At 66.8% G+C, this 10626-nt stretch carries 12 protein-coding genes and 1 tRNA gene; 8 read left to right on the top strand and 5 right to left on the bottom strand.

Annotated elements, in window-relative coordinates:
• Nucleotides 1-516 (bottom strand): PmbA/TldA family metallopeptidase (locus ACILQR_RS05475; RefSeq protein WP_395650467.1); only part of this gene is annotated, 516 nt, incomplete at its 3' end.
• Between the two features lie 203 nt (nucleotides 517-719).
• On the opposite strand from ACILQR_RS05475, the gene ACILQR_RS05470 reads away from it, so the two are divergent.
• A complete protein-coding gene (locus ACILQR_RS05470; RefSeq protein WP_395650466.1) occupies nucleotides 720-908 on the top strand; it encodes a DDE-type integrase/transposase/recombinase in 189 nt (62 codons plus the stop codon).
• Between the two features lie 307 nt (nucleotides 909-1215).
• On the opposite strand, the gene ACILQR_RS05465 is transcribed toward ACILQR_RS05470, so the two are convergent.
• Nucleotides 1216-1305 (bottom strand) — tRNA-Ser (locus ACILQR_RS05465).
• 141 nt (nucleotides 1306-1446) lie between these two features.
• Here ACILQR_RS05465 and ACILQR_RS05460 point away from each other — a divergent pair.
• The 7 genes from ACILQR_RS05460 to ACILQR_RS05430 are packed head-to-tail and all read left to right on the top strand — an operon-like array spanning nucleotide 1447 to nucleotide 6924.
• A complete protein-coding gene (locus ACILQR_RS05460) occupies nucleotides 1447-2238 on the top strand; it encodes a septal ring lytic transglycosylase RlpA family protein (RefSeq protein WP_395650465.1) in 792 nt (263 codons plus the stop codon).
• Between the two features lie 49 nt (nucleotides 2239-2287).
• Nucleotides 2288-2926, top strand: coding sequence for a dTMP kinase (gene tmk / locus ACILQR_RS05455; protein ID WP_395650464.1), 639 nt, complete (start codon nucleotides 2288-2290; stop codon nucleotides 2924-2926).
• Entirely contained in the window at nucleotides 2923-3930 is a 1008-nt protein-coding gene (locus ACILQR_RS05450; RefSeq protein WP_395650463.1) for a DNA polymerase III subunit delta', read from the top strand. The genes tmk and ACILQR_RS05450 overlap by 4 nt, the downstream gene beginning before the upstream one ends.
• Nucleotides 3930-4730, top strand: a complete 801-nt coding sequence (locus ACILQR_RS05445) for a TatD family hydrolase (RefSeq protein WP_395650462.1) — start codon at nucleotides 3930-3932, stop codon at nucleotides 4728-4730. The genes ACILQR_RS05450 and ACILQR_RS05445 overlap by 1 nt, the downstream gene beginning before the upstream one ends.
• Complete coding sequence (locus ACILQR_RS05440) at nucleotides 4723-5538, top strand: MBL fold metallo-hydrolase (RefSeq protein WP_395650461.1); 816 nt, start codon at nucleotides 4723-4725, stop codon at nucleotides 5536-5538. Before ACILQR_RS05445 ends, ACILQR_RS05440 begins: the two co-directional genes overlap by 8 nt.
• Nucleotides 5539-5585: 47 nt before the next feature.
• Entirely contained in the window at nucleotides 5586-6686 is a 1101-nt protein-coding gene (locus ACILQR_RS05435; protein WP_395650460.1) for a PLP-dependent cysteine synthase family protein, read from the top strand.
• A gap of 55 nt (nucleotides 6687-6741) precedes the next feature.
• Nucleotides 6742-6924, top strand: coding sequence for a DUF3606 domain-containing protein (locus ACILQR_RS05430; RefSeq protein ID WP_013269402.1), 183 nt, complete (start codon nucleotides 6742-6744; stop codon nucleotides 6922-6924).
• Between the two features lie 4 nt (nucleotides 6925-6928).
• Here the strand turns inward: ACILQR_RS05430 and ACILQR_RS05425 are convergent, their stop codons facing one another.
• The 3 genes from ACILQR_RS05425 to lpdA form a co-directional block, all read right to left on the bottom strand.
• Nucleotides 6929-8296: a DUF4861 family protein gene (locus tag ACILQR_RS05425; RefSeq protein WP_395650459.1), complete on the bottom strand. Its 1368-nt coding sequence runs from the start codon at nucleotides 8294-8296 to the stop codon at nucleotides 6929-6931.
• Nucleotides 8297-8389: 93 nt separating this feature from the next.
• Nucleotides 8390-9136 carry a hypothetical protein gene (locus ACILQR_RS05420; protein ID WP_395650458.1) on the bottom strand — a complete coding sequence of 249 codons (747 nt, stop codon included), beginning with the start codon at nucleotides 9134-9136 and terminating at the stop codon, nucleotides 8390-8392.
• 26 nt (nucleotides 9137-9162) lie between these two features.
• On the bottom strand, nucleotides 9163-10566 hold the full coding sequence (lpdA, locus tag ACILQR_RS05415) for a dihydrolipoyl dehydrogenase (RefSeq protein ID WP_395650457.1): 1404 nt from the start codon (nucleotides 10564-10566) through the stop codon (nucleotides 9163-9165).
• Nucleotides 10567-10626 lie beyond the last annotated feature (60 nt).

The following is a 10626-nucleotide window of genomic DNA, read 5'->3' as shown; positions in this document are numbered from 1 at the left end:
GTTCACACCCAGCAGCAGTTCGACCTTCTCCTCGATCGGCACTTCCATGGCGTTGCGACGGATCGGCGTCTTCCAGGAAACCTCGCCCACGCCCTGCGTCGGAGCCAGTTGGACGGGTTGAGTTTGATGCCTGGCATTGGCCTTGGCGATGGCGACGGCCAGGCGGGCGGCGTCGGCCACGGCCTCAGCCGTCAGGGTGTTGGTGGCGGCGAAGCCCCACGCCCCGTCGGCGATGACGCGGACGCCTGTGCCTGTTGATTCCGTGTTGACGACGTTCTGGACGTTGGCTTCACGGGTGATCACGAACTGGCGGATGTAGCGACCCACGCGGACGTCGCAGTAGGATGCTCCTGCGGCCGCGGCCGCGCTCAGCCCGGCGTCAGCGAGACGCTTCTTGACCCCCAGATCTATGGTCTCGACCAGTTGTTCGGCCGCGATGGCGCGCCCGGAGAACCCGGGTAGAAGAAGTCCTCCAGCGCCAATGCCGCATGCGGCGAGGAATGAACGTCGATCCAAGGCTAGTTCTCCACCAGATTGCCGGACACTATACGCAGGGTTCTGCCAGGCTCCGTGACGAGGCCCTCGTTTGCGCTGGCGTCATCTTTGACACCCGGCAAGCGGACGTCAAACGATCGACGCCTTGGAGTCCGCTTCATTACGAAAACTTCACGCCGAGGCCGTGACGGCCGAACGACGATCTTTGAGCGGTTCCCGCATGCATGTTCGGCTTACCCATGGACAACGCTTCGGTGGAACGAATTTCCTGCGCCCTGAAAAGCGATCCCGTTCATCACCTTTGGCGAACCGTCGATGACGAGGGGAAGGTCCTGGACGTCGTTGCCCAGCGACAGCGGGACACAGCGGTCGCGACCAAGATGATAAGGTGCCTTCTGCGTAACCAGCCGTGAAGCCTCCACCGGCCGGGTCGGCTCCGCGAGAACATCTTACTCTGCCGGGTTCGTCATGCGCGACGAGGCTCGGGGCCTAGCCAAGGAGTCGCTGCCAGCACAAGTCCCTGATTCATTCCCTGATCGTAGGGAACTCCTCCGGATCATTCACCGACTGCGAGGGGGCAGGGCGCGGCAAACGGCGCTGCCAGAGCGCAAGTTTGCGCAACTTCGGTGCCAGATCGCAGGACATCGGACGCGCCGAACCCTGCATAAATCGGGTCCTGCGAGTGAGGCCTGACACAGTGATGCAGATTGATAAAAAGTCTGGCGGAAGAGGTGGGATTCGAACCCACGGACGGGTTTCCCCGTCGCCGGTTTTCAAGACCGGTTCCTTAAACCACTCGGACACTCTTCCTGACAGCGACGCCGCGATAGCCCGGAGGCTTTCGCGCTGCGGCGGGTCCATAGCAGGCCTTGGGCAGATTAACCAAAACGGAAATGTCTGACGGCACAATCCGGGTCTCGCCGGGCGCATCCGGCCGCCGGAGAGCCGTTCATGAGAGCCGCCTGGACACGGGGTGCGCTGATCCTGGCCCTGACCGGCCTGCTGGGCGCCTGCGCCGGCCTCGGTGGGGCCGAGGGCGGATCACGGGTCCCGGTCGTGCGCGACCCTGCGCCCATCGTCGCCGGGACCATGCGGCCCTATCAGGTGCGCGGGCGCTGGTACCGCCCGGCCGAACAGCCGAACTATGACGAGACCGGCATGGCCTCCTGGTACGGAGCCCAGTTCAACGGTCGCCCGACCGCCAGCGGCGAACGGTTCGACATGACGGCCCTGAGTGCCGCCCACAAGACCCTGCCGCTGCCGGCCCTGGTCGAGGTCACCAACCTGGCCAACGGTCGCTCGGCCGTCGTGCGGGTCAATGACCGGGGGCCTTTCGCAGAGAACCGCATCATCGACCTGTCGCGCGCCGCCGCCGAGGAGATCGGCCTGCTGACCCGGGGCGTCGGCGAGGTCCGTGTTCGCTACATCGGGCCCGCCCCCCGCAGTGGCGGGGCCGGCGTCCAGTATGCCGCCGCCCGGCCGCCGGAACCACGCCGGGCCCGCAACCGCGACGGCGACGACCGCTTCTGGGTCCAGGCGGGATCCTTCTCCGACAGTGACACCGCCCATCTGGCCGCCGAATCGCTGGGCGAGCGAGCGAGGGTCAGCGCCGCCCGCGTCGACGGCCGCCGCTATTTCCGCGTTCTGGTCGGTCCCTGGGACGACGCCAACACCGCCGAACAGGCGCGTCAGGGCATCGTGGCGCGCGGCGTGCGGGATGCCCTGTTGATATCCGGCCGCTGATTTCGTCCCCGGGGTTGGCCCCGGGCGTCCCCGCCGTCATTGTGCGCCGATGCGCGGACGGTTCATCACATTCGAAGGCGGCGAGGGTGCCGGCAAGTCCACCCAGGTTGCCCGCTTGACCGAAGCCCTGCGCAGCCAGGGCATCGACGTCGTCCGCACCCGTGAACCCGGCGGCTCGACCGGTGCCGAACAGATTCGCGATCTGGTCCTGAACGGCGCGGCCGAACGCTGGTCGCCGATGACCGAGACCCTGCTGATGTACGCCGCCCGGGCCGATCATCTGGAGCGGACCATCCGGCCGGCCCTGGCCGCCGGCCGGTGGGTCCTGTGCGACCGGTTCGCCGATTCCAGCCGTGCCTACCAGGGGGCAGGCGGCGGGGTCGATGCGGCCTTCATCGAGCAGATGGACGCCGCCGTCGTCGGTGCCGATCAACCCGACCTGACCCTGATCTTCGACCTGCCCGTCGAGATCGGCCTGGCCCGTGCGCTGGGCCGTGGCGATGCGTCGGAGGTCCGCTTCGAATCCAAGGGTCAGGCCTTCCATCAGCGCCTGCGCGAGGGCTTCGCCGCCATCGCCGCTGCTCATCCCGGCCGTTGCCGCGTCATCGACGCCCATGGCGACCCCGACGTGGTCTTCGCCCGGGTCCAGGCGGCGATCCAGCCCCTGCTGACCGCCGTGGCGGCATGAGCGAGCATCCGCGCGGCCGGTTCGACCTGCAGCCGTCGCCGGACGCCGAACGGGCCTTTGAGGACGCGCGGACACGCGGCCGACTGCATCACGCCTGGCTGCTGTGCGGGCCCGAGGGCGTCGGCAAGGCGACCTTCGCCTATCGTGCGGCGCGTCGCCTGCTTGGCGCAGTCCCCGACCCGTCGCGCGGCCCGCTGGGCAGCCGTCCCGACGATCCGGTCTGCCGCCTGATCTCGGCCCAGTCCCATCCCGACCTGCTGGTGCTGGAGCGGCTGGTCGATGGGGGCAAGACCAAGAAATCGATCTCGGTCGATCAGGCCCGCGACCTGCCCGAGTTCTTCTCCAAGAGCCCGTCCCAGGCCCAGGCTCGCGTCGCCATCATCGACGCCGCCGACGACCTGAATCCGAATGCTGCCAATGCCTTGCTGAAGATCCTTGAAGAGCCACCTGAGCATGGTGTGCTGCTCATGGTCACCCATGCGCCCGGTCGTCTGCTGGCCACCATCCGCTCGCGCTGCCGCCGCCTGGCCTTTCCTGTCTGGTCGCACGATGCCCTGCGCCGCCTCGTTCTCGACCGTTCCGACATCGATGGGGATGAGGCCGAACGGATCGCCGCCATGGCCGCGGGGTCGCCCGGCGCAGCCCTGGCCCTGAGCGGCGGGCCAGCGCTCGACGCTGACCGTCTGGCCCGTCGCTGGGTCGAGGACGGTGCCGTCGATCGCGCCGAACAGCAGAAGATCGCCGACACCTTTCGAGGCCCGGAGGGTCAGGCGCGCTTCGACACCCTGATGGACCGGTTGATCGCGGCCGTGAAGGCCCAGGCGCTGGATCAGCCGCCGGGGCAGGGGAGCGACTGGGCCGATCTGTGGAGCCGCCTGTCGGAACTGCCTGATCGCACCGCCGGACTGAACCTGGACCGGGGCGATGCGCTCGCCGGAGCCCTGGCCGATCTGGCGCGGGTCAAGACGCAGAGCCGCGATTTGGGTCGGGGCCGCGCCGCCTGATGCTGATCGACAGCCACGTCAACCTCCATGCGCCCCAGTTCGACGAGGATCGCGACGCCGTCATCGACCGCGCGCGCGCCGCCGGCGTCGGCCTGATGGTCGAGATTTCCGACAAGCTTTCGACCTTCGAGGCCACCCACGCCCTGGCCATGGCCCATGACGACATCTGGTGTACCGTCGGTGCCCATCCGCATGAGGCCAAGGACCACGCGGACATGACGGCGGAGAATCTGGTCACACTGTCCAAGCGCCCGCGCGTCGTCGGCATCGGTGAATGCGGCCTGGACTTCCACTACGACCTCAGCCCCCGCGAGCTCCAGGCCGAGGTCTTTCGCCGTCACATCGACGCCGCCCGCCAGACCGGCCTGCCACTGGTCGTCCACACCCGCGAGGCTGACGACGTCATGGCCGAGATCCTCAGCGAGGAACAGGCGAGGGGGTCCTTCAAATTCCTCATGCACTGCTACACCAGCGGCCCGGAACTGGCTGTTCTGGCAGCAGAACTGGGCGGATGGTTCTCGGTTTCGGGCATCGCCACCTTCAAGGCGGCCGAGGATGTGCGTCAGGTCATCCGCGCCATGCCTGCCGACCGGATCATCGTCGAGACCGACTGTCCCTACCTGGCCCCGATCCCGCACCGGGGCAGTCGCAACGAGCCGGCCTATGTCGGACACGTCCTGACCAAGCTGGCCGAAATCCGGGGCTGGTCGGCGGAGGAGGCCGGCCGCCGCACGACCGACGCCTTCTTCGCCCTGTTCGACGGTATTCCTGATCCCCGCCGGAGCTCAGACCATGTCTGAGCTGGAGATCACCATCCTGGGCTGCGGATCGTCCGGCGGCGTGCCGCGCGGCGACGGCGACTGGGGGGCCTGCGATCCGGCCGAGCCGAAGAACCGCCGCAGCCGCTGCTCCATGCTGGCCCGGCGGCGCGGGCCGGAGGGCGACACCGTCGCCCTGATCGACACCTCGCCGGACCTGCGAACCCAGATGCTCGCCGCCTCGGTCACGGCCATCGACGCGGTTCTGTACACCCACGATCATGCCGACCAGACCCATGGCATCGACGACCTGCGGGTCTTCGCCATCCGCAACCGCAAGCGTATTCCGGCCTGGATGGACCCGCCGACCCACGCGGCCATGACCCATCGGTTCGACTACATCTTCGAGAGCAGGCACGGCTATCCCGCCATCCTCGAGTCCCGGGCCATCCCGCCGCACGGCGAACCTTGGTCCGTCGAGGGCCAGGGCGGCGCGATCCCGGTCGTGACCTTCGACCAGGCCCACGGACCGATCCGCTCCGTCGGCTATCGGCTGGGCCCGGACCGTGTCGGCGGTGTCAGCTATTCCAGCGACGTGTCCGATCTTGACGAAGCTGCGCTGGACGCCGTGCGTGGTTCCGATCTCTGGATCGTCGATACGTTGCGCTGGACGCCGCATCCGACCCACGCCCATGTCGACCTCGCCCTGGACTGGATCGCGCGCGCCGCCGTGAAGCGAGCCGTCCTGACGAACCTGCATATCGATCTGGATTACAACGACTTGAAAGCCAGAGTTCCAGCGAATGTCGATGTCGCTTACGACGGCTGGTCCACGGCCATACCGCTCTGACCCTGTCATCTATTTCGCATAATATATCTTAGGCGCAAACCGTATCCATGTGCGACGTCCTGCCCATCACCACCTCGGCACCCGTCTCCCGCGACTGGACGGCCCACGCCGTGCGCAGGATCGAGGCCGACTACAATCGATCGGCCGACACCCATCTGATCCCCGTCGATCTTCCGGCCCTGGCCGACATCGCCCTGTATCTGAAGGACGAGTCGAGCCATCCGACGGGCAGCCTCAAGCACCGCCTGGCGCGCTCTCTGTTCCTCTACGCCCTGTGCAACGGCTGGATCGGCGAAGGCATGACCATCATCGAGGCGTCCAGCGGCTCGACGGCGGTATCGGAGGCCTATTTCGCCCGGATGCTGAAACTGCCCTTCATCGCCGTCGTCCCGCGCTCCACCGCGCCGGAAAAGATCCAGGCCATCGAGTTCTACGGCGGCCGGTGCCATTTCGTGGACCGGCCCGGTGACGCCTATGCCGCCTCCGAACAGCTGGCCCGCGATCTCGGCGGTCATTACATGGACCAGTTCACCTATGCTGAGCGTGCCACCGACTGGCGCGGCAACAACAATATCGCCGAGAGCATCTTCGCCCAGATGTCGCGCGAACCCTGTCCCACGCCGCGCTGGATCGTCTGCGGCGCCGGCACCGGCGGCACCTCGGCCACCATCGGCCGCTTCGCCCGGTACAATCTGCACGAAACCCAGGTCTGCGTCGCCGACCCCGAGGCCTCCGTCTTTCACCGCCACTGGGCCGACCGTACGGTTCAGACGACATCTGAAGCCCCGTCCCGCATCGAAGGCATCGGTCGCGCCCGCGTCGAGCCCTCCTTCATCCCCGGCGTCATCGACCGCATGATCGCCGTTCCCGACGTCGCCTCCATCGCTGCCGCCCGTGTGCTGAGCCGGCGTCTGGGTCGACGCGTCGGTGGATCGACCGGCACCAACCTGTGGGCCTGCGCCCTGCTGGCCGGCGAGATGGCCCAGGCCGGTGAGCGCGGCTCGATCGTCTCCATCCTGTGCGACCACGGCGACCGCTACGCCTCCAGCTATTTCAACGACGACTGGCTGTCGGCCCAGGGCTTTGACGTAGGGCCGTACGAGCGCAGAATGGACGCCTTCTTCGCCGACGGTCGCCTCCCGGCCTGACGCAGCATACGCCCCCTACTCTCTGATCCTGTTCATATTTCTAACGGAACCCTACATGGCCGGTCTCAAGGACAAGCGCGGCTTCATCGACAAGGACCGCCTCGACCTGTCGGAACGCCAGGCCGTCGAATACTGGATGAAACGCTGGGGCGTGACCCGCGACCAGATCACGGCCGCCCACCGCAAGGCCGGCCGCATGGTCAAGGACATCGCGGCCGAACTGGGCAAGAAGCGCTGACGTCTCAGGGCTTGTGGTCCTCGCGCACGGCCTCCAGCCTCGGCGGGCTGTTGTAGCTGCGGGCGCTGGCGGTGACGTATTCGGCAAAGGCCTCCGGCGTCTTCAGCACCTCCCCCTCGCTCCATCCGGCCGCCAGCATGTAACGATAGGTCCCGTCCGCTCGCGCCGGGATGCGATAGACGTGGTTGCCGCCCCGCGCCTCCACGAACTGATACCGGCCCCCGGCATCGTCGGGCACGATCAGGGCCGTCCCGGCGTACAGGATCGGTGCCTGCTGCTGCAGCTCCTCGACATCGTCCGGATTGCGCAGGGCCTCGGGGGCCGCCGTCACCACCATATTGCCTGACTGGCGCACGAAATTCTCGCCCGGCCGACGGCGCACCCCAACCGCGAAATCGGCCCCCGCCGCACCCGGTTGCCAGTTCGGAAAACGCACCTCGGCGGTCGTGTAGTTCTGGCCGGCATAGGCGGTATAGGTCTGTTCGACCGCATAACGCCCCTGCCCCGTGTTCCAGTTCATCGTGCGAACCCGCACCATGCTGCGCAGCGGCCCGTTGACCAGGACCTCGAAGCTGTAGCGGGTGTCCGACTGCTGGCCTGCGTTGAACCGGTTGGCCACATCCGCCGCCGGGCTGAAACGCGGGCGCGCGAGCACATCGCCCTCGAACACCCCGATCCCGCCACCGCCGAAGCTGTCGTCCACCGACTGGATGTCGGCGCCATAGTCCGGGTTCTCGGCCGAGACGCCGTATCCATCCAGGTTGCCCATATAGAGCCGGTTGGACATCAGCAGGGGTTTGCGCTTGGCATAGATGTCGATGTCGGTCGGAAACCACAGCTTCCACCCCACATTCTCACTCTCCCAGAACGGCACAGTGTGCCGCATATAGGAGCCGATCGCCGCATGGGTCCGGTGCGGATTCCAGCCGCGCTGCTGAAAGCCGCGATAGACATAGAAGGTCCGCCGCTCGCCGGCCTTCAGGTCCGCCACGAAGAACAGTTCGTCCCAGACCCCGTCGCGATCCAGGTCGTCGAACTGATAATCGATCGCCCGCCCGTTCGCCTCGCCCCGGCGCTCATGCGGCCCCTGACGCGCCAGCAGCGCCGGCGTCGGCTCCGGTCTGGCTTCACCCGCAGGGTCCACCAGGGTCGCGGTCAGCTCCTGGATATCGGCCAGCATCGGCAACTGGTCGCGCCGTATGACGATGGGCTGGTCCTTGCGATCCTCGTCCAGATCGTTGGCGATGACGATGGCGACGCGCTCCAACGGCACGAAATCGCCCTGGGTGTACCACCCGTCCTGAGCGAAGGCCGAGCCCCCTGCCCCGGCTGCAATGAGTCCGATGGCCAGCGCCGCAGATATCTTGACCATGATCGTCCTCCGTCGGTCTCAGGCCGAATTGTCGGACCAATGTCGCTGGTCCGGACCGCCTTGTCTACCGGTGTCAAAAAACACGCAGCCTGATTAGAGCAGGGACTCGATGAGCTGGGGCCTCTTGCGCAGATAGGCGAGCGCCTTCTGACGCAGGCCCTCGATCTCGGGTTTGAGATGGCTGCCCATGCCGCCGTCATCGCCCCGCAGCAGTCCGAACACCGCCAGGGCGAAGGCCCAGCTTCGAGGCGAGAGATAGCCGCTCGTCTGGCTGCTCCAGCCCTGGCCGAAGGCGTCACCATGCTGCCTGAAGCTGAAGGCCGCATTTGCGCCGAACACGCCGAAGCCGGTGTAGGCGACCGTCATGTCCGTCATGAGTTCATGGGTCGGATCGTCGACGAGATCGTCCTCACTCGACAGCAGGAGGTGCGCAAGCTCGTGGGCGAGGACGGCGACCAGTTCGGCGGGGCGCTCGATCAGATCGGGGGCATAGGTGATTACCGGGCGACCCGTATCGTCGATCCTGAACGTGCCGCCGGGGTCCTGCGCGCCTTCGATCGTCACGAACTCGGCGACCCTGACGCCTGTCGGTCGAGGCGGCTGGGCAACCAGATCGCAGTCCCAGTCTTCCATCTGCATGGCCCGCTTAATGCAGGCAAAGACGTGAAGCGCGCGCTCGTGCCCCACGGCGTCAGAGACCGGAAAGAAATCGCGCGTCGGCAGGACGACGGGCGTGTCAGCTAGTGGAATTTCCGAGGCGAAGCGATCCTTGAGGACGCCCCAGACCTCCAGGTGCCATTTCTCGATCTCGCGATCCAGAAATGTCCCCCTGCCGAACATCTCGCCCCCGAAGTGGTGTTCAAGACCTACAGGTGGATCGTCCGTCCGTAGGCGTCAAGGGCGGCCTCGTGCATGGCCTCCGACATGGTCGGGTGCGGATAGACGATGCCGTGGATGTCTTCCTCGGTGGCTTCCATGGTGATGGCGGTGACATAGCCCTGGATCATCTCGGTGACCTCGTGGCCGATCATGTGGGCACCGATAAGGGCCCCGGTCCTGGCATCGAAGATGACCTTGACGAAGCCGTCGACCTCGCCGGCCGCCACGGCCTTGCCGTTCACGCGGAAGGGGAAGCGGCCGATCTTGACCTCGCGCTTGGCCTCGCGGGCCCCCTGCTCCGTCACCCCGACCGAGGCGACCTGGGGCTGGGCATAGGTGCAGCCGGCGATCGGCGAGACGACGTTCGGGGTCTTGTAGCCCGCGATATACTCGGCGGCGTGGATGCCTTCGTGGGACGCCTTGTGCGCCAGCCAGGGCGCGCCGGCGCAGTCGCCGATGGCGTAGAGGCCCTTCACATTGGTGGCGCAGTGGCCGTCGATCTTGATATGGCCCCGGTCCAGAACGACGCCCAGCGCCTCCAGCCCGATGCCGTCTGTGTTGGCGGTGATGCCGACCGCAGAGATGCAGACCTCGGCTTCGAGCATTTCCGCCTTGCCCCCGGCCTCGATCGAGACCTGCACGCCCTTGCCGGCCTTCTTGACGGCGGTGACCTTGCAGCCGGTGCGGAACTTGATGCCGCGCTTCTCAAACGACTTCTGGGCGGCCTTGGAGACCTCTTCGTCCTCGACCGGCATGATGCGATCGACCGCTTCCACCACGGTCACTTCAGCGCCCAGGGCCCTGTAGAAGCTGCCGAATTCGATGCCGATGGCACCCGACCCGATAACGACGATGGACGCCGGCATCTTCTTCGGCGCCAGGGCCTCGCGATAGGCCCAGATCCTGTCGCCGTCGGCTTCCAGCCCGATCTGGGGGATGGCCTTGGCGCGAGCGCCGACGGCCAGCATGACCGCCTTGGCCTCGATCGTGCGCGATCCGCCGGCCTTCAGCGCCACGACAACCTTGGGCGCCGCTGCGCCCTTCTCCAGCTTGGCCGAGCCCTCGATCACCTCGATCTTGTTCTTCTTCATCAGGAAGGTGATGCCCTTGCTCATCGTCGCCGCGACCCCGCGCGAGCGCTGGATGATGGCGTCGAAGTCGAAGGTCGCCCCCGATGCGGACAGACCGTATTCCTTCAGATGGCTCAAGGATTCGAACTTCTCGCCCGACTTCAGCAGGGCCTTGGTCGGGATACAGCCCCAGTTTAGGCAGATGCCGCCCAGGTTCTCGCGCTCGACGATCGCCACCTTCTGGCCCAGCTGGCTGGCGCGGATCGCGGCGACGTATCCGCCCGGACCGGAACCGATGACGATCAGATCAAACTCGGCCATGGCTCGGTCTCCGCAAAAGGGTGGTCGGTGCTTCTAGCGCCGGATGGCGCGGATCGGAAC

The organism is Brevundimonas sp. (assembly GCF_044239655.1).
Classification (GTDB): domain Bacteria; phylum Pseudomonadota; class Alphaproteobacteria; order Caulobacterales; family Caulobacteraceae; genus Brevundimonas.
This window is presented reverse-complemented; position numbering and strand designations above follow the sequence as displayed.

What these genes read in the sequence shown, in the direction of transcription:
- tmk (WP_395650464.1), top strand. Translation starts at nt 2,288, where the DNA reads ATGCGCGGACGGTTCATCACATTCGAAGGCGGCGAGGGTGCCGGCAAG.
- ACILQR_RS05435 (WP_395650460.1), top strand. Translation starts at nt 5,586, where the DNA reads ATGTGCGACGTCCTGCCCATCACCACCTCGGCACCCGTCTCCCGCGAC.
- ACILQR_RS05420 (WP_395650458.1), bottom strand. Translation starts at nt 9,136, where the DNA reads ATGTTCGGCAGGGGGACATTTCTGGATCGCGAGATCGAGAAATGGCAC.
- ACILQR_RS05450 (WP_395650463.1), top strand. Translation starts at nt 2,923, where the DNA reads ATGAGCGAGCATCCGCGCGGCCGGTTCGACCTGCAGCCGTCGCCGGAC.
- ACILQR_RS05440 (WP_395650461.1), top strand. Translation starts at nt 4,723, where the DNA reads ATGTCTGAGCTGGAGATCACCATCCTGGGCTGCGGATCGTCCGGCGGC.
- ACILQR_RS05430 (WP_013269402.1), top strand. Translation starts at nt 6,742, where the DNA reads ATGGCCGGTCTCAAGGACAAGCGCGGCTTCATCGACAAGGACCGCCTC.
- ACILQR_RS05425 (WP_395650459.1), bottom strand. Translation starts at nt 8,296, where the DNA reads ATGGTCAAGATATCTGCGGCGCTGGCCATCGGACTCATTGCAGCCGGG.
- ACILQR_RS05445 (WP_395650462.1), top strand. Translation starts at nt 3,930, where the DNA reads ATGCTGATCGACAGCCACGTCAACCTCCATGCGCCCCAGTTCGACGAG.
- ACILQR_RS05460 (WP_395650465.1), top strand. Translation starts at nt 1,447, where the DNA reads ATGAGAGCCGCCTGGACACGGGGTGCGCTGATCCTGGCCCTGACCGGC.
- ACILQR_RS05470 (WP_395650466.1), top strand. Translation starts at nt 720, where the DNA reads ATGTTCGGCTTACCCATGGACAACGCTTCGGTGGAACGAATTTCCTGC.
- lpdA (WP_395650457.1), bottom strand. Translation starts at nt 10,566, where the DNA reads ATGGCCGAGTTTGATCTGATCGTCATCGGTTCCGGTCCGGGCGGATAC.